Consider the following 23,245-nt stretch of genomic DNA (forward strand, 5'->3'; position numbering starts at 1 on the left):
GATAAATCACCACTATATACACAGGAAAATTAAAGTAATTCCTATGGAATAGTCAGTCGCATTCGGCAGACACGTGTGAGAAGGGACACAATCGCTTGTTAATGTACAAACCTCTAACTAGATTTTGCAAGCTCGCTGTGGATACTGAATGATTTCACTTGGCAACTAAAAGTAAATATAAAGAAAGATAGCAGTTTTATTAAACCCCTAAGTACCTTTGCTGCAATGAACTTGAGGGGTTTTTTAGTTATTTTTAAGAATAATTACGCTGTTCCCAGATCCCTTACCTCTACCCGTAACTCTAATTTTGCCTAACCACTTACAACGTTTGACTCAATACTATGACTTACGCAAAATTCCTCTAAAGCCCTCTTTTCTCCGTGTTTTCTGTGTTCTCTGCGGTTGATTCTTCCGTAACTCATGCGTAAGTCCTGAATACGAAAAATCTGTTTGTTATTCAGCTCACATATTTGGGATTAATAAAGTAAGAAATATTACTTTTTTTATACGTATGCATTATCCTTTTGAACTTACATTTAAGTTATGGGCATTTGCACCACAAATCTCAGTGATTGATAATCAAGGAAATTTCGTATTTTACGTCAAACAGAAACTTTTTAAGCTCAAGGAAGCAATTACCGTCTTTGCTGATGCAGAGCGAAACAATTCACTCTACTACATTAAAGCCGATCGCATAATTGACTTTTCAGCTCGCTACGATTTTACCGACAGCAACGGAACTTATATCGGTGCGGTGAAAAGAAGAGGACTAAAATCTCTGTGGCGAGCACGTTATGACATCTTTGATGGCGAGACATCCACTTTATACATCCAAGAAAAAAACCCTTGGGTTAAAGTTATGGATGCTTTGTTTGCGGAAATTCCCATTGTGGGGATATTCAGTGGTTATGTGTTCAACCCTGTCTACTTAGTCAGCCGTACAGATGGTACTGTGGTGATGCGTCTAGAAAAAATTCCCTCATTTGTTTCTAGAAAATTTACCATCAAAGCCGTCGATCAATTCAGCGATCGCGAAGAAAAACAAGTGTTGTTAAGTTTGATCATGATGCTTCTGCTTGAGAAGACTCGCGGCTAGGAATAGTTAATGAAACACATCCTGTATCCTGCATCTATTTTTACAGCAGTGCCAATATGACTCACTTAGCATACAGCATGATGGCTGTGATAATATGAGAGACTGCTGCATAAATTTTAGATAATTCATTGAATCATGGCTCTAACGCAACAGCGCAAACAGGAGATAATTTCTCAATACCAAGTCCACGAAACCGATACTGGCTCTGCTGATGTCCAAATAGCTATGTTGACAGAGCGGATTAACCGCCTCAGCGAACATCTCCAAGCCAACAAAAAAGATTTTTCTTCTCGTCGGGGATTGTTGAAGCTGATCGGTCAGCGCAAACGTCTTCTATCCTATATTCAGAAGGAAAACCGGGAACACTATCAAGCTTTGATTGCTCGTCTCGGTATACGTGGTTAAAACTACCGCCTATGTCTGCTGAAACTGAAGGTAATCGCTTGCCCTTTGAACCGAAGAAAAAGCGCCAAAAACCGGCCAAAGCTCCAAGTAACTCGACTGCTGTTAAACAAGAATCTGGAAATAAAGAAAAGAAGAAACCAAAGTATACCAAAGAAGAAACTGCAATTCCTCAGGTAGTTAGTCAACGAATGATACGTCGCGTTGCTAGCTTCTGTGGAGTACCAACAGCTTTGGGTATTGCCTCTCTAGTATGCAGTTATCTGCTACTAATCTACGCCGGAATTAAACTACCTCCTGTTGCCGTATTGCTCGTAAATATGGGCTTTTTTGGTTTGGGGGTACTAGGAATCACTTACGGTGTCCTCTCTGCTTCTTGGGATGAAGACAGAGTGGGTACTCTGTTGGGATGGAGTGAGTTTACCACCAATTGGGGGCGGATGCTCGCAGCTTGGCGTGAAACTCGGCAAAAGAACATATGATTTTTGGCGCTCAGGTGTTCAAACAATTGCTACCTGGAAATTTTAATTTCTAGGGAATTGGGTCGATTAAAAAATGTTGAAGTGATTAAATTTAATATTTAAACTTCAACATTATTAACTAATTTATCTTGCTTTTTTGTACCCGATTTTTAGTAGCATAAAAACTGAGCGCTATATTTATTTAATTTTTAGCTATTACCTATTAAGTAGGTGGACATAATTAAATATAAAATGGCAACTTCTAGAAACAGATGGAAAAGCCTTTTTTCTAAGTGGGGAAGTTGTTAGCTAATTCAAAGCCTTATGGCAAAAGCGTCTAATGCTCTCTGTCTTCTACTTATTTAGTAGCTAATAATTAGCAAACAATTTTAAAAATCAAAACAACTTATTAGGGAACATAACATGATTGTAGTTATGAAGGTTGGTTCTCCTGAAGCGGAAATCAACCGCGTCAGCGAGGAACTTAACACCTGGGGGCTAACACCAGAAAAAATTGTTGGTAAGCACAAAGTCGTAATTGGTTTGGTGGGCGAAACTGCCGACTTAGATCCGCTACAAATTCAGGAAGTTAGCCCCTGGATTGAGCAAGTACTACGGGTAGAACAGCCTTACAAACGAGCTAGCCGTCAATACCGTCATGGAGAAGCTTCTGAGGTAGTAGTTAATACTCCCGACGGGCCTGTAGTTATTGGCGAATACCATCCGTTGGTAGTAGTTGCCGGGCCTTGTTCCGTCGAAAATGAGGAAATGATTGTTGAGACAGCGCAGCGCGTTAAGGCAGCCGGAGCCAAGTTTTTAAGGGGCGGTGCGTACAAACCTCGGACTTCGCCTTATGCATTCCAAGGGCATGGCGAGAGTGCTTTAGGATTGCTGGCAGCAGCGCGAGAAGCTAGTGGACTGGGCATCATTACAGAAGTAATGGACACCGCCGACTTAGACAAAATCGTGGAAGTTGCCGATGTCATTCAGGTAGGCGCAAGAAATATGCAAAATTTCTCCCTACTAAAGAAAGTGGGAGCGCAACCAAAACCAGTTCTTCTCAAGCGGGGAATGTCAGCAACAATTGAAGAATGGTTAATGGCTGCCGAATATATCCTAGCAGCAGGAAATCCAAACGTGATTTTGTGCGAACGGGGAATTCGCAATTTTGATCGCCAGTACACCCGCAATACCCTGGATATATCTGTAGTACCAGTACTGCGAAACTTAACTCACCTGCCGATTATGATCGATCCAAGCCACGGTACTGGTTGGGCTGCTTATGTACCTTCTATGTCTATGGCATCAATCGCTGCCGGATGTGATTCTCTAATGATTGAGGTTCACCCTAATCCCAAGAAAGCTTTATCAGACGGCCCTCAATCTCTGACACCAGAAGCATTCGATCAGTTGATGCAAGAACTAGCAGTGATTGGTAAAGCTGTTGGACGCTGGCCACAACCTGCTGTGGCATTAGCATAGAAATTATTTCTTTCCAATAACTAAAGACGTGGAGAAATTAGGGATTTCTCCGCGTCTCGTATTCTCCGCGTCCCCGCGTCAATTACCTACCGCCTTCTGCTTCTGCTACCAAAACCTGTTGTTCGGCGGCTGGAGCTACCTCCACTACCAAAACTAGGACTGCGTCTAGTGGTGTTAGTTCTACCAGAAGGTCTGAGTGTGCTACCGCCGTAGCCCGAACCAGTAGCGCGGCTATTTGTACCAGTACGTGGTGTGGTACGTACTGTTGAACCGTTAGGATATGTTCTTCTGATGTTACCTGTAGTACGGAAAGCTGTGCGATTTCTCACTGCTGCTGGCGGCTGATTGTAACGACGCTGATAACTTGTAATTGCATCGTTATAGCTTCTGCCATAGCCACCGTAACCAGTTATTACTCCCGGCTGATACACAGGCGGTACATAGTAATGAGGTCTAAACAAGGCATTACCAATAGCCTGCCCTGCCACTGCCCCAGCTAAAGAGCCAGCAAAAGGTGTCCAAAAACCATTTTCTCGACGGACTACGACAGTTTCCTGCTGTCCGGTTTGAGGATCGGTGCGAGTCTCAGTGACGTTGTGGATGTACTCAATTTTAAAATCTTCCGTTAGGTAGAGGACGGGTTGTCCATTTTCTACCTTTAAGTAAGATTTCTTACCTTCCTTAATCTCCTCATCAGTCAACCGCGCCATTTGTAAATTTTGGGTTCTAACGGTTGGAGGTGTGGCACCCAGTAAAAACAGGGTGTATTCCCCATCAGCATCGTTGTAGCTAGCTTGCTGCACTGGGTACTGTCCATCACTCAACTTAGTAACCTCAGATGTTTGACTAGCGTCTCTAGCTTGCGGCGGCGTAGTTTGGTTTGCTCCACCACCACAAGCAACCGTAGTCAAACACAAACTTAATGTTAAAAAAACTGCTGTAAATTTACGCAAAATGTTCATCAGCATTTTATTATTGTCCCATCTCCGAGCTTAACAATTTCTCCTTGCCTGTGCTAAGTACAGACGACCGTACAAATTAGAGGGGAATCAACTCTGGATAGTGTTGCAAAAGTTGATCGTTGGTGAGTTCATCACCCAACTGCGCTGGTGAGAAATGCACCTGAATAGCCCGCAGTTTATGTTTATAATGTAACCCTATTAGTGCTTTCAAGCCTTCCTTAAGCGCGGTGATATTGGCTAAGTCAGTTTCTAATTCTGGTACTTCTCCCTCAAAAGCCACCGTAATCATAACAATGACATTGCGCGTTACAGGCACCGAAAAAGACTCATCGTAATCAGAAGTAGAATGAAAATCGAGTTCGGTGCCATATCGTTGAGCAGAATCGGTAAATAATTCATTTACATAGTCTCCGGCTTCGCCTTCACTCCAAAATACATCTCCTTCATTGGCAGCAGAAAGCCAGTCTTCTTCGTACCGCATTAAAGTTTCGCATAGTTCTACTAATCCTTCTCCTAAAACTTCCATGTCACCTTCGGCATCGATCGCTTCCCGTGCAGCACGATTTAATACTCCCAAAATTGGTGCTACCTCAGTTCCACTTAAATGCAGCATGATCCGGCAAACCACATAGCGAGTCTTACCTATCATTCGATTAAAGGAATCACGCATTTTTCATCTCCTAAAATTTGTTAGTAGTTCATAGATAGTAGACAGTTGTTGGTTGTTGGTAGTGTACTACTAACCACTAACACCGTACGGGCGGTTTTTACCAGCAATCTCTCTAAATAGATGAAATATCTTCTATATAAACCTGTACGCCAAGTGCTACAGTGCGCTTAACCCACCCCTACTAACTACTGTAAGGGCAGGTTTTAACTGCAATCTCTGTAAAATAACGAAATATTTAAATAAACCCACCTCTACAAAACACTAAGCACTATCCACAAACTACTAACCACTAACTTATATAGTGGAATCCCTTAATAAAATCAATAACTAGACTTGTAGAAGGTAGGCTTTGATTAGCTATTTCTTGAGCATTTTCGTCATAAATAGAAGTATTGATATCAGAACTTTCAATAAATTTTTTACCAAAATTATGGTGGTAATGTATAATCAGGCTTTGAGCACTAGAATTAGTTAAAATTATCTGAGTTGGTGCTTGGAAAAAGTTCAGTTTAGCTGTAATTTGCCAGATATTTTTTACTTGTTTAATAGTATTAGCATTTTCCCTTGCTGTTTCAATTAATGCTATCAATTGCTGCAATTTTTGGTGATTTGCCGCAGTTGTGACAGGCATATCTTCACCAGGTATTATTGCTAAGATTTGATGAATATTGTCTTGAGTAATTTCAGCGTCTTGAAAGGGAAGAATAGCTAGATAAGCAGTGGAAAATAAATTGACATCGCTATCTACGCGGAAAGTAAAAACTGTACGGCGACGTCCAATTTCCATACTAGGGGGTTGCTGCCATTGCTGATATTGTTGAGCAATTTGGTAATAAGCACCAGCGATCGCAAAATTGGCTTCTGGATCTAAAGGTTTATCGACAATAATCCGAATGGTGGGTAAAGTTTCGTTAAAAAAGTCACGTGTTTCTTCGGCGTTGAAATTTTGGATGATAGAGCGATCGCCTCCGGGGCTAAGATCTACCCATTCACAAATCACACCTTCGGTTTTTAAACCAAACCTGGAGGTAGCATAAAGTTTGGAGCCTGTCAAAGTTGCTCCTGATAAGTCTGCACCTATCCACTCTACCTTCATTAATTTAGCCTGAGTTAAATCGGCATGAACCAAACTCGTATTTGTTAAATTGGCATTACTTAAATCTGCCCCAATTAAATTAGCACCACTTAATTTGGCTCCACTTAAATCTGCCCAGCGCAGATTGGCTCCACTTAAATCTGCCCAACGAAGATTTGTACCGCTCAAATTTGCACCAGTCAAGTCGGCATGGCTGAGATTTGCTTGTCTCATTTCAGCATCTCGGAAATTGGCACCGCTCAGTTCGGCTTTACTCAAGTCGGTGTTGCTTAAGTTGGCTCCTTCTAAATTGGCTCCTGTCAGGAAAGCATCCTTTAAATTAGCTTCGTTTAAATTAGCCTGTTTCAATACAGCGTGTCGAAGTGCAGCACCTCTGAGATCGGCTTTACTGAGGTTTGCTTGCATGAGATCGGCACGACTGAGATCAGCACGTATTAACTCAGCACGAATTAACAAGGCTGATTGGAGTTGGGCGCGACTTAGATCTGCCCGAATTAAATTGGCTACATTGAGACTGGCATGATTGAGGTTAGCTTGGGCAAGATGAGCACCACGCAGTCTTGCCACATTTAGCTGGGCATGGCTTAAATTGCAGCCACTGAGATTTGCACCACTCATATTTACGATACTAAAATTAGCATGACTAAAATTAGCCTCGCTAAGTTTTACACCTCTGAGGTTAGCTTCTGAGAGGTTGATACCACTAAAATCTCTCATTCCCGCTTCATATTTGGCCAGTAATTCCTCTACAGTCATTAGGCTACCTCACCGGATGCCGACTTGAATAATCGGTCAATAACGTCGAAATTATCTGAAAGATGCAACTTCAAAATCACAATGAAAATTGGTATTTTAGGACTCGGACTAATTGGCGGCTCTTTAGGTTTAGATTTGCGATCGCAGGGACATTATGTCTTGGGAGTCAGTCGCCGGGAATCAACCTGTACTAAAGCGATCGCTCTAGGCAGCGTAGATGAGGCATCAGTAGACACGAACCTACTAGTTACCGCAGAAGTAGTATTCATTTGTACACCCATTAGACTTATTATTCCCACAGTTGAACAGCTAATTGCTTATCTACCTTCTAATGTAATCATCACTGATGTTGGCTCAGTGAAAACACCAATAGTGCAAGCAATTTCTTCATTATGGGAAAATTTCGTCGGCGGGCATCCTATGGCAGGTACAGCCGAAAGTGGGATTGAAGCGGCACAGCGGCATTTATTTGTAGATAGACCTTATGTATTAACGCCAACAACAACAACTCCAAAAGCAGCAGTAACTGTTATAGAAGAAATTGTTCGGCAGCTGCGGGCGAGTATTTACCATTGTGCTTCAGAAGACCATGATCAAGCAGTGAGTTGGATTTCTCATTTACCTGTGATGGTGAGTGCCTCTTTAATTGCTGCTTGTATAAGTGAAACTGACTCGAAAGTTTTGCAATTAGCTCAGAAATTAGCAAGTTCCGGGTTTAGAGATACCAGTCGTGTTGGGGGTGGAAATCCGGAGTTAGGAGTGATGATGGCGCAGTATAATCGGCAGAAATTGCTGAAGTCTTTACGAGAATATCGTCACAATCTTGATGAATTAATTAGCCTGATTGAACAGGAAAATTGGAAAGTTTTGGAGGAAAAATTGCAATCAACTCAACAGGCAAGAACTGCATTTGTTGATGATTAAATTCAAGTAATGCTCTCATTATTCAGCATCTGCTGGGTTGAGAAAATGTTCAGAATGTCATCTGGTAAAGGTGCATCAAAATCAGGAGAAATTACAACCGGTAAAAAGTTAAGAGTTGGCGATCGCTTTTATTTTTCTCTGTAGCCGTGCGATCGCTTATATTTTTCTAAAGTAAAAATCGCGATCGCATTCAATCACTTTGATTTTGCCATTGTTGTGGATCGCGTTTAACGTGGAAGCACCCAATGACAGTAATGATATCTTCTTGCAAAAAGTAAAAAACTCCGTAAGGAAATCGACGAATCAAAGCTCGTCGCACCTCCTGATTTACCACAGGATACGGCAAAGGATTACGTCCCACTGAGGCTAGACAGGCATCAACAGCACGTATAAATTCATAACCTAAGCCGGGATTGCCTTCTTCGTACCACTCATAAGCTTCTTCGATATCTAACTCCGCTTCTGGGCGAATCAGTAACTTATAATTCATTTAAAAAAGCCCAGTTTTTGCTTCATTTCTTGCCAGCTTGAACCTTGATTTGGGTTTTGACGGAAGAGTTCCAAACGCCTATCTAATTCTCGTTTTTGCGTTTGACTCACTGGAATCACCTCTGGTATTGCGAGGATGCTATCCCACAAATCTTCTGCCAGTTGTATTCGCTCGGCTACAGTTAATTGAGAAATTTCAACCTTTAATAAGGGATGCATACTCATCATACTAAGGTTTCACTTGCAAATATTTTAACCCAAATAGGCTACAAGCCTAAACAAAGCTTTTACTTAGTTCCAAATAATCTATCTCCAGCATCTCCCATTCCGGGAAGAATATAGCCGTGTTCATCTAATTTTTCATCGATAGCTGCTGTGTAAATAGGCACATCTGGGTGAACCTCAGTGAAATGCTCAATGCCCTCTGGTGCAGCAAGCAAACAAACAAACTTAATGGACAAAGGATTTGTAGATTTGACCCTTTCCACCGCTGCAACAGCCGAGTTGCCGGTTGCTAACATCGGATCGACTACCAGCACATCTCGCTTTTCTATATCATGGGGAACTTTGAAATAATACTCTACAGGAATCAAAGTTTTGGGATCGCGATATAAGCCAATATGTCCTACCCGTGCTGATGGCATCAACTCCAGCATTCCATCCAAAATTCCCTGCCCTGCTCTTTGAATGGAAACTATGACTAATTTTTTTTCTGGGGCAAGGATAGGAGCATTCATCGAGGCTAGTGGTGTTTGAATTTTTTCATGTTTTAGCGATAAATCTCGCGTTACCTCATACCCTAGCAACATACCAATTTCTTTCAAGAGAACACGAAATTTCACCGTGCTAGTTTCGGCTTTACGCATCAGCGTCAGTTTGTGCTGAATTAATGGATGCTCAATGAGTATTACTTGATTTCCCATGTTTTGTTATTAGTCATTAGTCATTGATTATTAGTCAACAAGTAACAAAGGATAAAGAACAAATGACTAACCTAGAATACTGTGCCATCACTTTCTATTTGTATGGGGGGAATACCACTTGTTCGGAGTTGAGCAGCTATTTTTCGCCCTGCCGTCCAAGTTCCGCCTTGTAGAATTTTCACGAGCGGTAATTCTTCGGCACTCATGCCCAATTTTTCTCGCACTGTGGTAGCGATGTAATCTAAGAGAATCACAGTCAAGGCACGCCACTCAACGATTATTTCCGATGTCACTGAATGAGACTGGGAAAAAATATTGGGATTTTTGACGTTGATTAGTCCCAAGTCAAGGCATAATCCGCCGTTACGGTATTCTGGTAATCCTGTTAAGGCATCTAAGCCTGTAATTTCTACACCTAGTTCCTGTAGTGGTTCTAACAGAGAGTAGGTCAGCCACTGAGATAACTTGTGAAATGGCACCAAGCTATCATTGCTAACTGCTGGATGATACCAGACATCTCCCAAGTTTACTCCAGCAACTTCTATCCGTCCTGGCCAAATATCACTGAGTCCCTCCAAAACGACATTTAACACAGTTTGGGCTGCTAGTTGGTTGTTTTTCACTTGTGCTAAAAGGAAATTTACCAAATTCCCCAAACGGGGGTTTTGTTCCCCAAACATTTGAGGTGAAGCAAGTATAACTTGACCTAATTTTTGTAACAAGTTTAACCGCCCAGCCATTCCCACCAAGGGATTTTCTAAATTTGCCTGAAAACCATCTGCCAATTCTTGTTCAGTTAATGCTTCCAATCGTTGGGCATCTACTTGCAGGGGCTGATGCCGATCGCTCGAAAAAGTGCCTTGACAAAACATCTGGAAACTAGCTACTGCCAAGCCTTCGGAACGTTTAAAAACGAGTTTCGTATCCTGTTCGTAATATTGCCAGTGCTCGCCAGCCCCGGCATCTAATAAAACACTAATTATTGCCAAATCAAACTTGGCAGTAGCTTTTTGGGTTGGTGTTAGTTCCGCTAACTTCTCATCCAACTGAGCTAAACGCGGTATACCCCCAGCCTCAAAATGTCGCCAACGACTGTGAAACGGGATGTGTAGATCTGGGTATTGTTCGTGCATTACCTCAATTACATAGTCTGCTACCCGTTCCAACTGTGACAGATTGCAATTAAAATGAGGCGATCGCCTAGCCTCTGCCATCTCAAACAATTCTTGGCAACGTTCCCGAATTGCAGAAGGCGATCGCAAATAAGCTATAACCTCCCCTTCTTCCCTTAGTGCTTGTGGGGCGGGCATCTTGCCCGACATCTCCTTTGCGGTTCCCATTTCCATTCTTATTTATCCTTAGAGAAGAACTAACTACCGTACGGGCGGGTTCTAACAACAATCTCTCTAGGATGACGAAATATCTAAAATAAACCCGCCCCTACTAAATGACAAATGACAATTGACTAATCTGTTAAACCCCGCCCTTTCACACTTCCTAAACCATCAGAATCTAACACCTCTCCTGTAGTGTAATAACCAGCTGCCTTTTTGGCTTCAATTTCTACTCGTGCATCTTGGGGTATTAAATCCTCTGGAATTGGTATGCGCTCGACAATCTTAATTCCCGCTTCCGTAATTGCGTTGTACTTCATGTTACTCATTGATACCATCCGATCAATGCGAGTAATACCTAACCAATGCAAGACATCCGGCATCAGTTCTTGGAAGCGCATATCTTGTATGCCCGCTACACATTCTGTACGTTCAAAGTAGGCATCAGCGCGATCGCCTCCTTCTTGCCGCTTGCGAGCATTGTAAACTAAGAATTTTGTCACTTCTCCGAGAGCGCGCCCTTCCTTGCGGCAGTAAATAATTACACCAGCACCGCCTTCCTGGGCTGTTTGCACGCAAACTTCGATACCATGCACCAGATAGGGACGACAGGTACAAATATCCGAGCCAAACACATCCGAACCGTTACACTCATCGTGTACCCGTACAGCTAGGGGTTTATTGGGGTCATTAATTGCGGCGATATCACCCAACATATACACTGTCACGCCTCCAATTGGTGGTAAAAACACCTCTAAATCAGAGCGCGTTACAAGCTCTGGGAACATTCCTCCAGTTTGTTCAAATAGAGCGCGGCGTAAGTCCCCTTCTGTAATTTGGAAGCGTTTGGCAATTCCCGGTAAATACCAAACTGGTTCAATAGCGGCTTTGGTAACTACCAAATCGCCACCAGATTTCATAATTTTGCCATCTATTGTTAAACGTCCCTTTGCCACCGCTTCTTGCAGTTCGGGCATATTAATGTGAGCTTTAGTAATGGCAATGGTGGGGCGAATATCATATTCCTGTTCATAATAGGATGTAAACACCTCGCCGACAATCGCTCCAAAGGGATCGAGGGAGACAATCTTGTCAGGATCAAACCAACTTGAATGCGGGCCAATATGCTCCACTGGTGAGGTATTGGTGAGATCCGCCCTGTGATCAGACTGTAGTACACCCCTGGCTACAGCTAAGGCACGGTAAACTGCATAACTACCAGAATGGGTGCCAATCACATTACGATGTGCTTGCTTTGTCAACGTGGCGATGACGGGGCCTCTTTCCATTGGATCCCTTGCCCCCCATTTGATAGGTATTGGTTTGGGGCCAACTCGGCTGGGATGGGAAGTGAGAACAATATGCCTGGAAACGCTGTTTTGCTTTGGCATAGTCACCTGTTTGTTTCGGGATATTCTTATTAGTCAACAGTTAACACTGAATCGTCAATAGTCAACGCAACACAGAGTAGTCAATGGTCAAGAGTCAAAAAACTTTAAACTATGGACTATAGGCTTGTGACTTTAAAGATTGAGTCACCCATAAATCGTATTCCAGGCTACAACAATTAACATATTTTTTGCTTACCTTGCAATTTAAACCGAATTTTAAAAGCTCAGTTAAGAAGTAAATTTTGAGAACATTTTGTGAGAATCTAAAGATACTATCACTAACCTCAAATTCATGGATTCTTTATTTGTCAGTTCTTTACTTGAAGCATTGAAAAATCCCGACGAAACAGTACGCGATCAAGCAACAAAAAAACTTTGGCGTCTGTGGTACCAACAAAAGGGAATATATGGCTTGGAGATGATTGAACGTAGCCAAAAGTTAATGGATTCAGGGCATACAGACGAAGCAGAAGCGTTGCTAACCCAACTAACCCACGAGCAACGAGACTTTGCTGAAGCCTGGAATCGACGTGCTTACCTTTACTATAGCATCGGTAAATATGAAAAATCTTTAGCAGATTGTCTGGTAACAATTCAGATCAATCCATTCCATTTTGGCGCACTTCATGGCTTAGGCTTGTGTTATGCTGCACTCGGAGAATATTCTAAAGCGGTTGGAGCTTTTCGTCGTGCCTTGGCAATTCAACCATACTCCTTGGTCAACCAAAAACTAATTCTCGAATGTCTGCTCCGATTGAGTTAAAATACAAAATAATTTCAAGACAATGTTTTGTATGAATTGTAAGTGAAGACTGTGAAATATTCATAGTCTCAATCGAAGCAAATTTATTCAGCATAATTTTACTTGTTATTGGCACTAGTTATGATTACCGCTTGTGTTAATAACAAGCAAACTTATTTTGGGCAAAACCAAGATGATAAACTAGACAAAATTACCTTTAGTACAAACTGAGTAGCACAAGCAGAACACGGGAACAGACAAAGTTTGCTAATCAATCTTTTCTGACGAAATGTTCTTTGAATATTTCATTGTTTCAACATACTTAATTCCCCAACTTTCAAGAGACAGTAAAGTTGGCTCTAGCTGTTTACCTAAGTCTGTCAGTGAATATTCAACTTTTGGTGGTATTTCTGGATAAATTTTTCGACTAATCACTCCATCATCTTCTAATTCTCTCAACTGCCTCGTCAAAATCCGCTGCGACAATTCAGGAAACGTGCGTTTAAGTTCATTAAATCGCTTCGGTTCATTAAGCAAATGATAAAGAATCACACCTTTCCATTTATCTGCAATTACATCTAAAGCAGCTTCTATGTAACAACCTTGTGCTCCATCATAAGATGCGTGTCTCATTACAGGCTCCTCCCTAGATTGGTGGCTGGTAACACACCTGTTACTGACGCACAGAAAAATCCGTTCTTACGTAATCTTAAGCAATTTTGCATAATCAAGTTGCACCTTACATAATGGACGAACAGATGAAGATTTTTCTAACAGGAGCATCCGGTTATATTGGTGGATCAATTGCTACAGCATTAGTGGCTACCGGACATACAGTATTGGGTTTGTGTAGATCGACAGAAAAGGCTGAGTTACTCAAACTAAAGGGAATTGAGCCTGTGATTGGGACTTTGAGCGATGAACAGGTACTCTTTCAAACAGCTCAATCGGCAGATGCTATTATTAATGCCGCAGATGCAGACGATCCCTTTGCTGTGGAGGTGCTACTCCGAGCGCTTGAAGGTTCAGATAAAAAACTGATTCACACAAGTGGATCGAGTGTTGTTGGAGATCGCGCTGCAGGTGAATATAGTTCCCTTATTTTTCATGAAGATATTCCACGTCCGATTCGCTTTGAAAAAATTGGGCGAGTGGCGATCGATACTCATGTGATTGAGGGAGTTATCCAAGGAGTACATTCTGTGGTTATGTGTCCCTGCTTAATTTATGGTAAGGGAAGGGGGTTGCATACCGAAAGCATTCAAATTCCTTGGATGATCGAAGTTGCCAAGAAATATCAGGCAGCTAGATATATTGGTAAAGGAGAAAATATTTGGTCAACTGTCCATATTGACGATCTTGTCAGCGCCTACTTGCTTGCACTTGAGAAAGCGCCAGCCGGATCGTTTTTTTTCTTGGAAAACGGCGAAGCTAGCTTCAAAGACATTGCTGAAGCAATCCATCGTAAACTTGGCTTTGAGGGTACTGCACAAACCTGGACAATTGAACAAGCGCTTCAAGAATGGGGGCAAGAGGCGGCTCACTTTGCTTTTGGTTCCAATAGCCGTATCCGTTCAGAAAAAGCCAGAAAACTTCTGGGATGGGCACCTAAACATTCATCAGTGCTTGATTGGTTAGAAAAGATATCAAATTCATAGATATGGAAGGAGTTACCAAATCCGCATTTATACCCCCTCTTACCCCACAGGCTAGAAGCCTGGGGCTATACAAACTAAGCCCGTCTGCACGGGCTACACAAAAAGGGGATTTATACACCGGATTTTGTATCACACAATGTTTTGCCTATAGGGCAATTAAATAAAAATAATCTTGCCCATAAGGCAATAAATCGATATATACTGATTGCATGGTTAACAATAATAAAACTCTCCTGCAATCTGACTTGGTTAGGCTAGGAAGCCGATTGCGTTTCCTGAGAACTCAAAGAGGATGGACTCTTGGAGAACTAGCTAGACGGACAAATTTGTCAGAAGCCTATCTATCACGGATCGAAAGTGGCGATCGCCAACCCTCCCTTGCTGTGTTGTTTGAGCTTGCCCGCACGTATCACACTTCAATGGCTGCTTTGTTTGAAGTTGAACCTCCAAGCAGTGCGGTTGTAGTGCGTTCAGTTGATGCGAATGTCTATGAGGGAAATGGGTTGCTGTACCGTTTGCTTTCAAATAAGGGGAGTTTGGCTAATCTGCATCCAATTCATGTTACGATTCCCGCTCAAAGGCAGAACGAATGCCTCTACCAGCATGGAGGTGAAGAGTGGCTCTACGTTCTCTCTGGTGAGTTGCGCCTAACTCTGGGAGAGGAAGAACATATTCTTCAACCTTTTGATGCCGCGCATTTCGATGCTGGAATTTCTCATCGTTTGGATGCTTTGGGCGATCGGGATACAGAAATTCTATTGGTTTCTTGTGAAGCCTCTCACGCTTTACTTAGGAGCTATCTATGACAGACGTAATTCCTTATGTTTCCAGATTGTTCATCTATCCCATCAAATCTCTGGATAGAGTTAGCGTTGAGCGTGTGACTGTTCTCAAAACTGGTGCGCTCAAGGGCGATCGCGAGTTCGCTATCTTCGATGAATCAGGGCATTTCGTCAATGGCAAACGCAATCAGCGCGTTCATGCTTTGCGCTCTCAGTTCAATCTCGAAACCAACATCATCTCTTTGTTTGTGCAAAGAACAAAGGATATAGCCACATTTCACATCGAAAAAGAACGCAAAGCACTGGAAAATTGGTTAGGTGAGTATTTTGGTTTTCCGGTGCAGATTAGGCAAAATCTCGACATGGGATTTCCAGATGATACTGTTGCATCAGGCCCCACCATAATTAGTACAGCGACACTAGAAACCATCGCTTCATGGTATCCCGGCATTGATGTGGAAGAGGTGCGTTTACGTTTCCGCGCTAATATTGAAATTTCTGGTGTGCCTGCTTTTTGGGAAGATCATCTGTTTGCAAAAGCAGAGCAGACTGTTGACTTCCAAATCGGAAACGTAAAATTCATGGGTGTAAATCCCTGTCAACGCTGCGTTGTCGTCACCCGCGACTCCCAAACAGGAGAAGCTTACCCAAATTTTCAAAAAACCTTTGTCGTGAAACGGCAACAGACTTTACCTGAATGGGCAGAGCGATCGCGCTTCAATCACTTTTATCGCCTCGCAATCAACACACGCGTACCTGCTTCAGAGGAGGGGAAAGCGATCGCTATTGGTGATCAAGTCAAAATCCTGTAGCTACCATTGACATCTCCTCCTGTTGGAAACAAGGTAGGGGTTCTCACCCTCCTATACTATTTTTGACTTAACTAAGTACAGCTTTGCATTAATTCGTAGCTTTTTTAAACGCAGAGGTACGCAGAGTTAGCGCGGAGGGGCGCAGAGCCTTTATGAATTTAAATAGACTTGAGTTTGGTTGTGCAAGAGTCGGAATTTGTCAGTATAGTTAGTGCTTCTGGGTGCGGCAGAAGTACGGTGCTGCGTATCATTCTGGGCTTGGGAGTATGAGTTCTGGTAGGATTGACTGGAGTTTAGCTCCGCAAGATCGAAAACTGGCTTTTGTCTTTCAAGATGCTACACTTATGCCTTGGGCAAATGTTAGGGAAAATGTCCGCTTACCCTTGAGTGAGTGGGAATGCCCAAGAAAGATTCTCTGATGTTGGTGAAGCAGGCGATCGCACAAGTAGGATTGCAGGATTTTGAGCAAAGCTATTCCCGCGAGTTATCAGGCGGGATGAAAATGCGAGTATCAATCTGATTTAGGAATTGGAAAAATGACAATCACCGATCCACAAGTAGAAATTGCCAAACCAAATGTTGCTATTATTCTCTTAGCAGCAGGGGCGTCAACTCGGATGGGTGTACCTAAACAACTCCTAACTTACCAAGGACGTAGCTTACTTAACCGCGCTACTGAGAGTGCGATCGCCTCAGTTTGCAAGCCTGTAATAGTAGTTTTGGGAGCAAATTTCCAACAGATACGCGCTCAAGTCAACCAAACTAGTATTGAGGTGATTGAAAACGCGGAATGGGAATTGGGAATGAGTAGTTCCATCAAGAGCGGAATTGTATCGCTTTCCAAGTATTCTAACAGTATAGATGCAGCAATTATTGCTGTTTGCGATCAACCATTTCTTTCTCCTGAAATTATTAATAACTTAGTTACAACATATTCTTCCACAGGAAAATCCATCATCGCTTCTCATTATGCTGAGACATTCGGTGTACCTGCTTTATTTAGCCACAAATTTTTTTCAGAACTAGCAGCCTTGAGAGAAACAGTTGGTGCCAAATATTTGATTGAGAAACACTTGAGCGAAGTGTTCTGTATTCCCTTTCCTTTAGGCGCAATTGATATTGATACACCACAAGACTACGAGCAATTGCAGGAGCAGCATTGTACGGATCTGTTAGAAAAGTAAATAATATTTTTGGCCATAAGAATCTACTATAAGGTTACTATAAGGTTTTATGATTAAGGAATTGTTTCTCAATTAACGTCTACTATATAAAAGCATAGAAGATAAATCCTCTGTACTGCTTAAATCTGCTTGCTCAGATTATACAAATTAAACCCACGACTATTTGTGGAAGTTGGTGATGAAGAAATTAATTAAAGGTCTGCGTGAATTCAAAGCTAGCTACTTTTCAACGCATCAAGAACTGTTTGAGCAACTTTCTCACGGTCAAAAACCAAGGGTATTGTTTATTACCTGTTCTGATTCGCGTGTCGATCCAAATCTGATTACACAAGCCCAGATAGGTGAATTATTTGTCATCCGCAATGCTGGTAACATTATTCCGCCATTTGGAGCAACTAATGGTGGTGAGGGTGCCACAATTGAATATGCTGTTCAAGCTTTAGATATTCAGCAAATTATTATCTGCGGACACTCTCATTGTGGTGCAATGAAAGGGCTAATGAAGTTAAACCGTTTGCGAGAGGAAATGCCGCTCGTGCATGATTGGCTCAAATATGCAGAAGCAACCCGAAGACTGGTTCTAGATCACTACGGCCATTATCAAGGAGAAGAACTGCTAGAAATTATGATCGCCGAAAATGTACTGACGCAAATTGAAAATTTACGAACCTATCCAGTCATTCATTCTAAGCTGTATCAGGGACAACTTAGCATTTATGCTTGGATTTATCACATTGAGACAGGAGAAGTTTTAGCATACGATCCGCATCGGCACGCCTACGTCTTACCCCAAAGCCAGCTTTCAGAATTAGAAACAGATGAGAAACTGCTCAACCAGTTTCCAACTTGTGATGTAGCGATTCGTTCTGAGCAAACTCAGCAAAGCGAAATTGAACCTCCTCAGGAACTAACCATTTCTGCACATGAGCGATTTCCAATGACACGGCTTTCTCCAGAGCAGATAGAGCGAATTTATCGAGGATCTAATCAGGCAAATTGAGAGCTTAAATAGGGGATGTAAGTAAGACGTTTGAATCGCCTCTACTAAATTGGCGATCGCATCATTTGCCAATGTGTTACGCGTTGATTTCTCGTTCCATATTTTTCCTTTAGGAACGAGGAGAAATGCAATTTCCTGTAATATCAGCTTAAGATACCAAAGCAACTCCTCCATCAAATTCAAGCGGCGATACAAAATGCACTTTATCTAGTTAATTCATCTAACTAGATGACTTTTAGACAACTTGTGGACAAACTTGATTATGAGGCGTCTTGTACTCGCTCCCAGGTGGTTGCAGATTTTAGTGATTGTGGTGTTGGTGGTTGGTATATTTTTTCGCTTTGTAAATTTGAATGGCAAAGTTTACTCCCATAACGAAATTTATACTTCATTACGAATTGCTGGTTACACAGATGCACAAGTAAAACAGCAACTTTTTAATGGGCGGGTAATTTCTAAAGAAACTTTTGCTAAATTCCTGTATCTTAATCCTCAAAAAGGCTTCAACGACACGATTAAGACATTGGTTGAAGATGCTCCTCAGTATCCGCCAATGTATTACTTAATCGCTCGTTTTTGGGTGCAAATTTTTGGTAATTCAGTAACGGCAGTCAGAAGTTTATCTGCCATTATTAGCTTATTCGTCTTCCCTGGCATTTATTGGCTATGCCGAGAATTATTTAAAGTACCTTTGTCGCTACCTGGTATAGCGATCGCACTCATCGCTATCTCTCCTATTCACCTCATCTATGCCCAGGAAGGACAAGCATACATTCTTTGGATTGTCAGTATTTTATTGTCCAGTGCTGCCCTACTGCGAGCTTTACGATTAGAATCACCACGACAAATAGAAGAATCTCGCGTCTATAATTGGGGAATTTATACAGTTACTTTGGCTTTCAGTCTTTATACTTTTTTATTAAGTGGATTTGTAGCAGTCGCTCATGGTACTTATGTGATTGCAACTACAAAATTTTTTCGGAATCAGACAGCCAGAGCCTATCTACTATCTTCGGGTATCGCATTTTTACTATTTACGCCTTGGTTTATAGTTGTCCTTGCTAATTTATTCCGATTCCAATCTTCCTCACAGCTAAGTAATTCTCTATCACCTATAACTTTAATTTTATCTTGGCTCATTCAAGTAAATCGTATTTTCTTTGATTTAAATTTTAATTTGAATAATCCATTTACCTATTTATTTACATTAATATTTTTAGCTATAACTGGATATGCCATTTATTTTATTTGGCGTACAACGCACGAGAAAACATCATTATTTATTATTAGCTTAATAGCTGTCCCAGTATTGCCTTTACTACTTCCAGCTTTCATCTTTGGAGGAATAAGTTCAATAGAACAAGCGTATTTAATACCTTCTTGTTTAGGAATTCAAATCAGCACTGCTTACCTGTTTTCTGTACAACTATATAATGGTCATTTATTACGAAGACAAATCTGGCAAATTATTTTGGTACTATTGATTAGTATGGGAGTAATATCTTTTACTGTTAGTTCTCAAACAGAGACTTGGTGGAGTAAATTTGTGAGCTATGGCAATCCACAAGTTGCCAAAATTATCAATCAATCTTCTCGCTCACTTTTGATTAGTGATGATTTTGAAAATAATTATGGAAATTTATTTTCTCTTAGCTATCTTGTTGAACCACAAGTTCGCTTTCAGTTAGTGAAAGATAAAAATATCCCCAAAATTCCTCAAAGTGTCAGCAATGTATTTTTATTTAACCCTTCACCAAGTTTAAGAAAGAGAATAGAAAATAAATATAAGTTAAAGACTCAAATTGTTTACAAAGACAAGTATTCTTCACTTTGGAAATTAATAAGAGTGAGAAGATAAAAAATACAAAGCAATTCCTTCACAAATACGTTAAGAGACATAATTAAAACAATTTAGAAAAAATTGCAGAAACTTTCATCTAATTCTCAGCTTAAATTAATTTTGAGAATACCTGCAAGATTTAAATTGGAATTATAGTTTAATACTGTTCAGTTAACGGTAGCTTTTATCCTAAAGAATGCTACTATACATAAACCCCCTGTAGGCGGCTATTTGCAGTGTACTAAGCCTACTTTTGATAGGTTTTAACCTGTGGACTTATCACCAAGCGTATTAAATAGCTTTCTTTTATTACTTAAAAATTATGCAACTCAAACATTTTATAATTCTTGGCATCGCTACTCTTTTAGTAGTAGGCTGTACAAAACAGGTAAGCTCTAATCAGACAAATCCTGAAACTACACCAGCAGTTGATGTAACTGCACAAAACACAACATCTGCTGCCAAATCTGGTGTGTTTAAATCCGCGGAAACACTAACTCAGGGGATGATTAAATTTGTAACAGAAAAAGGACAGCGTTATCTAGAATTTGATCAGAATTTTAATACTAACCGAGGCCCTGACTTATTTGTTATTCTTTATCGAAATAGTACAGTGCCAGTATCTGGTATCAAAGAAAAAGATTACCTCAGAATTGCTCGTTTGCAAAAAACGAGTGCTACTCAGCGCTATGCTATTCCTAGTAATGTGAAACTGGAGGACTTTAAATCGGTGGCAGTTTGGTGTCGTGCATTCAATGCTACTTTTGGATATGCACCTTATACCTTATAATTAGCTGGAATTTTTTCCTGTGCATCGGCATTGAGACAATTTACTTGTGCCGATCACATTACTCACTCTACCAAAGCTCATAGTGAATGAGATTACCAAAATTTGGAGGAAAATTGATGCCTGTTCGTTAAGATTACGCTTAACAGTTGGGATTGCTGTAGTTTCAGCTTTAGGTATTGGTAGCATTGCTATCTGGGCTAGCTGGGAAATGCAGAAAATCTTAATTAACAGTCACAAGCAAAATATAGAACATCTTGCCACAAGATTTCCGCGTGATGTGGAACTATATAGTGAAATGATGCCGCCAGAAACTGGTGTGCAAAAAGCAATTAATAATTTAACTTCTACAAATATTTTTTTGTGGGTAAAAAGTCCTGATCGCACAATTTTGGCGACATCAACAACTGCCGATAATTTATCTGACGCTAGACTAACTCAGTTAATGTCTTTAGCCGAGATGCCGCTTAATCCACAAATTCATCAAATTAACCAGCGCTACTTTATTTTGTGTGGCAACTCTTTACAAGTGCAAGGTAAGGATCTGGGGAATTTGTTTGTAGTTCAAGATATTACCCGCGAACAGGTAATGTTTTTGGCGATCACACGGAGTATGGGGATTGCCAGTTTGTTGATCATTGTAGTGATTTCGGGAGTGATCGCATTTTATGTTCAGCGTTCTTTACAGCCTCTACGCCAACTTAATCAGATGACAGCTGTGATTTCTGCCCAAGATTTACCACAAACACAACTGCATCTAGATAATGCGCCTAAGGAGGTTAAAGAATTAGCTCAAACTTTCAACATGATGCTATCTCGTCTTTCCCAATCTTGGGAGCAAGAGCGACAATTTGTGAGTAATGTTTCCCATGAGTTACGCACGCCGTTGACGATAGTACATGGCTACTTGCAAAGTGTTTTACGACGGCAGCATAACTTAACAGAAATGCAAAAAGAAGCCTTGGCAACTGCGGCATCGGAAACAGAACATACTATTCGCCTGCTACAAGATTTGCTGGATTTGGCACGAGCAGATAGCGGTTATTTACATTTTCACATTCAGCCGTGTATGCTGAATGACTTGGTAACCGAATTAGTGGGGATGGCAGAACAGTATAGTGAAAGAGTTATCAATATCGAAGCAAGCAATCTCATTCAAGTGAAAGCAGATCGCAACCGTCTCAAACAAGTACTATTAAATTTAATTGATAACGCTGTTAAATATTCTGCACCTGATACACCAATTCTCATCAAGTTAAGCCAGCAGGGGCAAGAAGCAATAATTCAAGTCTGCGATCAAGGTGACGGCATTCCTTTACAATACCAATCAAGGATTTTTGAGAGATTCTATCGCGTAGATGAATCTCGCAATCATGCTACTGGTGGCACTGGTTTGGGCTTGTCAATTGTCAAAACATTGGTAGAAGGAATGGGTGGGAGTGTATTAGTGCGATCGCGCTTGGGTGAAGGCAGCGTGTTTACAGTGACTTTACAGCTTCACTACTGAGAATAGGCCACATTCATACAGGTAATTTTCTCTTTTTTTTACCTCTGTTTTCCCTGTGCCTCTGTGGTTAATTATTTTATCTTTGAGATTTTAAAGATAAAATGCTAATTCCTGGATGGCTGGCAAAAAGAAACAGTCTTTTACCTTCTGCCATCTGTCCTCTGACTTCTACTCTTGCCTTATACTAAATCTTATGACTCTAATTCTCACTAATGATGATGGTATCGACGCCCCAGGTATCAGGGCGCTAATGAAAGCTATTAATAATCTCAGCACTAGCAACCAGGAATTGGTACATGAGGGCTACCCAGTAATTATTGCTGCTCCCAAAGATCATTTATCAGGCTGTGCTCATCAAGTCACCACAACTAGCCCTATTTACGTTCACCGTCGCTCAGATTCGGAATATGCAATTGCAGGCACTCCCGCCGATTGTGTCAGAATCGCACTCACACATATTTGCGAGAATATTCAATTTGTAGTTTCAGGTATCAATGCGGGTGGCAACTTGGGAGTAGATGCTTACATCTCAGGTACTGTCGCTGCCGTGCGAGAAGCAGCCATGCATGGTATTCCAGGAATTGCAGTTTCTCACTATCGTAAAGGTAAGCTGAATGTTGATTGGGATGTGGCTGCACGCTGGACTAAAAATATTTTAGCTGACTTACTTAACCGTCCTTTAGAACCAGGAACTTTCTGGAATGTGAATTTACCCCATCTACTACCAGGAGAACCCGATCCAGAAGTTGTGTTTTGCCAGCCTTGTACCAAACCATTACCCGTTAACTATCGGATTGAGGGTGATGAATTTTATTACGTTGGCGTTTATCAAGAGCGCGATCGCACTCCTGGCAGCGATGTTGATGTCTGTTTTGCAGGTAAAATTGCAGTCACTCAGTTAAGGGTTTAAATTAAGTAGCCTAGTTAGGCAATAGACTTCACGTGAT

Annotated in this window: 25 protein-coding genes; 16 read left to right on the plus strand and 9 right to left on the minus strand. The window is 41.3% G+C overall.

From position 1 onward, the window contains the following. The first annotated feature begins 511 nt into the window (after positions 1-511). The 4 genes from U2718_RS05645 (at position 512) to aroF (ending at position 3,441) form a co-directional block, all read left to right on the plus strand. Positions 512-1,096: a hypothetical protein gene (locus U2718_RS05645; protein WP_341995753.1), complete on the plus strand. Its 585-nt coding sequence runs from the start codon at positions 512-514 to the stop codon at positions 1,094-1,096. A gap of 135 nt (positions 1,097-1,231) precedes the next feature. Further along, positions 1,232-1,501 (plus strand): 30S ribosomal protein S15, encoded by a 270-nt coding sequence (rpsO, locus tag U2718_RS05650; RefSeq protein ID WP_289790367.1) that lies wholly within the window; start codon positions 1,232-1,234, stop codon positions 1,499-1,501. Between the two features lie 11 nt (positions 1,502-1,512). Beyond that, positions 1,513-1,980: a PAM68 family protein gene (locus U2718_RS05655; protein ID WP_341995757.1), complete on the plus strand. Its 468-nt coding sequence runs from the start codon at positions 1,513-1,515 to the stop codon at positions 1,978-1,980. A gap of 402 nt (positions 1,981-2,382) precedes the next feature. Next, complete coding sequence (gene aroF, locus U2718_RS05660; protein ID WP_341995759.1) at positions 2,383-3,441, plus strand: 3-deoxy-7-phosphoheptulonate synthase; 1,059 nt, start codon at positions 2,383-2,385, stop codon at positions 3,439-3,441. An 86-nt stretch (positions 3,442-3,527) separates the two neighbouring features. Here the strand turns inward: aroF and U2718_RS05665 are convergent, their stop codons facing one another. The 3 genes from U2718_RS05665 to U2718_RS05675 form a co-directional block, all read right to left on the minus strand. Next, entirely contained in the window at positions 3,528-4,409 is an 882-nt protein-coding gene (locus U2718_RS05665) for a hypothetical protein (protein ID WP_341995761.1), read from the minus strand. A gap of 70 nt (positions 4,410-4,479) precedes the next feature. Beyond that, on the minus strand, positions 4,480-5,073 hold the full coding sequence (locus U2718_RS05670; protein ID WP_341995763.1) for a DUF1517 domain-containing protein: 594 nt from the start codon (positions 5,071-5,073) through the stop codon (positions 4,480-4,482). A 289-nt stretch (positions 5,074-5,362) separates the two neighbouring features. Then, positions 5,363-6,925 carry a pentapeptide repeat-containing protein gene (locus U2718_RS05675; RefSeq protein ID WP_341995765.1) on the minus strand — a complete coding sequence of 521 codons (1,563 nt, stop codon included), beginning with the start codon at positions 6,923-6,925 and terminating at the stop codon, positions 5,363-5,365. A gap of 81 nt (positions 6,926-7,006) precedes the next feature. Between U2718_RS05675 and U2718_RS05680 the strand changes: the two genes are divergently transcribed. Next, positions 7,007-7,849 carry a prephenate/arogenate dehydrogenase gene (locus U2718_RS05680; RefSeq protein WP_341995766.1) on the plus strand — a complete coding sequence of 281 codons (843 nt, stop codon included), beginning with the start codon at positions 7,007-7,009 and terminating at the stop codon, positions 7,847-7,849. 190 nt (positions 7,850-8,039) lie between these two features. On the opposite strand, the gene U2718_RS05685 is transcribed toward U2718_RS05680, so the two are convergent. The 5 genes from U2718_RS05685 to U2718_RS05705 all read right to left on the minus strand — a co-directional run bounded on the left by U2718_RS05685 (position 8,040) and on the right by U2718_RS05705 (position 11,986). Beyond that, positions 8,040-8,339 (minus strand): type II toxin-antitoxin system RelE/ParE family toxin, encoded by a 300-nt coding sequence (locus tag U2718_RS05685; RefSeq protein ID WP_341995767.1) that lies wholly within the window; start codon positions 8,337-8,339, stop codon positions 8,040-8,042. Continuing rightward, positions 8,336-8,557: an addiction module protein gene (locus U2718_RS05690; protein WP_341995858.1), complete on the minus strand. Its 222-nt coding sequence runs from the start codon at positions 8,555-8,557 to the stop codon at positions 8,336-8,338. The genes U2718_RS05685 and U2718_RS05690 overlap by 4 nt, the downstream gene beginning before the upstream one ends. Positions 8,558-8,625: 68 nt before the next feature. Further along, a complete protein-coding gene (upp, locus tag U2718_RS05695) occupies positions 8,626-9,261 on the minus strand; it encodes a uracil phosphoribosyltransferase (protein ID WP_341995769.1) in 636 nt (211 codons plus the stop codon). A 71-nt stretch (positions 9,262-9,332) separates the two neighbouring features. Beyond that, on the minus strand, positions 9,333-10,607 hold the full coding sequence (locus U2718_RS05700; protein WP_341995771.1) for a URC4/urg3 family protein: 1,275 nt from the start codon (positions 10,605-10,607) through the stop codon (positions 9,333-9,335). Between the two features lie 119 nt (positions 10,608-10,726). Next, on the minus strand, positions 10,727-11,986 hold the full coding sequence (locus U2718_RS05705) for a GTP cyclohydrolase II (RefSeq protein WP_341995773.1): 1,260 nt from the start codon (positions 11,984-11,986) through the stop codon (positions 10,727-10,729). A gap of 292 nt (positions 11,987-12,278) precedes the next feature. Here U2718_RS05705 and U2718_RS05710 point away from each other — a divergent pair, with 292 nt between their 5' ends. Continuing rightward, a complete protein-coding gene (locus U2718_RS05710) occupies positions 12,279-12,749 on the plus strand; it encodes a tetratricopeptide repeat protein (protein ID WP_341995775.1) in 471 nt (156 codons plus the stop codon). A gap of 246 nt (positions 12,750-12,995) precedes the next feature. On the opposite strand, the gene U2718_RS05715 is transcribed toward U2718_RS05710, so the two are convergent. Further along, positions 12,996-13,361, minus strand: coding sequence for a helix-turn-helix domain-containing protein (locus U2718_RS05715; RefSeq protein WP_341995777.1), 366 nt, complete (start codon positions 13,359-13,361; stop codon positions 12,996-12,998). A gap of 86 nt (positions 13,362-13,447) precedes the next feature. On the opposite strand from U2718_RS05715, the gene U2718_RS05720 reads away from it, so the two are divergent. From U2718_RS05720 to surE, 10 genes are all read left to right on the plus strand, one after another. Continuing rightward, complete coding sequence (locus tag U2718_RS05720; RefSeq protein WP_341995779.1) at positions 13,448-14,386, plus strand: NAD-dependent epimerase/dehydratase family protein; 939 nt, start codon at positions 13,448-13,450, stop codon at positions 14,384-14,386. Between the two features lie 209 nt (positions 14,387-14,595). Beyond that, positions 14,596-15,192, plus strand: coding sequence for an XRE family transcriptional regulator (locus U2718_RS05725; protein WP_341995781.1), 597 nt, complete (start codon positions 14,596-14,598; stop codon positions 15,190-15,192). Beyond that, the gene (locus U2718_RS05730; protein WP_341995783.1) at positions 15,189-15,980 is read left to right on the plus strand and encodes an MOSC domain-containing protein; all 792 of its coding nucleotides are present in this window, start codon (positions 15,189-15,191) and stop codon (positions 15,978-15,980) included. Before U2718_RS05725 ends, U2718_RS05730 begins: the two co-directional genes overlap by 4 nt. 397 nt (positions 15,981-16,377) lie before the next feature. After that, positions 16,378-16,500 (plus strand): hypothetical protein, encoded by a 123-nt coding sequence (locus tag U2718_RS05735; RefSeq protein WP_341995785.1) that lies wholly within the window; start codon positions 16,378-16,380, stop codon positions 16,498-16,500. Positions 16,501-16,516: 16 nt separating this feature from the next. After that, the gene (locus U2718_RS05740; RefSeq protein WP_341995787.1) at positions 16,517-17,164 is read left to right on the plus strand and encodes a nucleotidyltransferase family protein; all 648 of its coding nucleotides are present in this window, start codon (positions 16,517-16,519) and stop codon (positions 17,162-17,164) included. Between the two features lie 178 nt (positions 17,165-17,342). After that, positions 17,343-18,164, plus strand: coding sequence for a carbonic anhydrase (locus U2718_RS05745; RefSeq protein WP_341995789.1), 822 nt, complete (start codon positions 17,343-17,345; stop codon positions 18,162-18,164). A 262-nt stretch (positions 18,165-18,426) separates the two neighbouring features. After that, complete coding sequence (locus U2718_RS05750; RefSeq protein ID WP_341995791.1) at positions 18,427-20,022, plus strand: glycosyltransferase family 39 protein; 1,596 nt, start codon at positions 18,427-18,429, stop codon at positions 20,020-20,022. A gap of 304 nt (positions 20,023-20,326) precedes the next feature. Next, positions 20,327-20,794, plus strand: coding sequence for a DM13 domain-containing protein (locus U2718_RS05755; protein ID WP_341995793.1), 468 nt, complete (start codon positions 20,327-20,329; stop codon positions 20,792-20,794). A gap of 82 nt (positions 20,795-20,876) precedes the next feature. Next, a complete protein-coding gene (locus U2718_RS05760; protein WP_341995860.1) occupies positions 20,877-22,298 on the plus strand; it encodes a sensor histidine kinase in 1,422 nt (473 codons plus the stop codon). Positions 22,299-22,491: 193 nt separating this feature from the next. After that, positions 22,492-23,208 carry a 5'/3'-nucleotidase SurE gene (gene surE / locus U2718_RS05765; protein WP_341995795.1) on the plus strand — a complete coding sequence of 239 codons (717 nt, stop codon included), beginning with the start codon at positions 22,492-22,494 and terminating at the stop codon, positions 23,206-23,208. The last annotated feature ends 37 nt before the right edge of the window (positions 23,209-23,245 follow it).

Source organism: Chlorogloeopsis sp. ULAP02 (genome assembly GCF_038404745.2).
Lineage (GTDB): Bacteria > Cyanobacteriota > Cyanobacteriia > Cyanobacteriales > Nostocaceae > Chlorogloeopsis.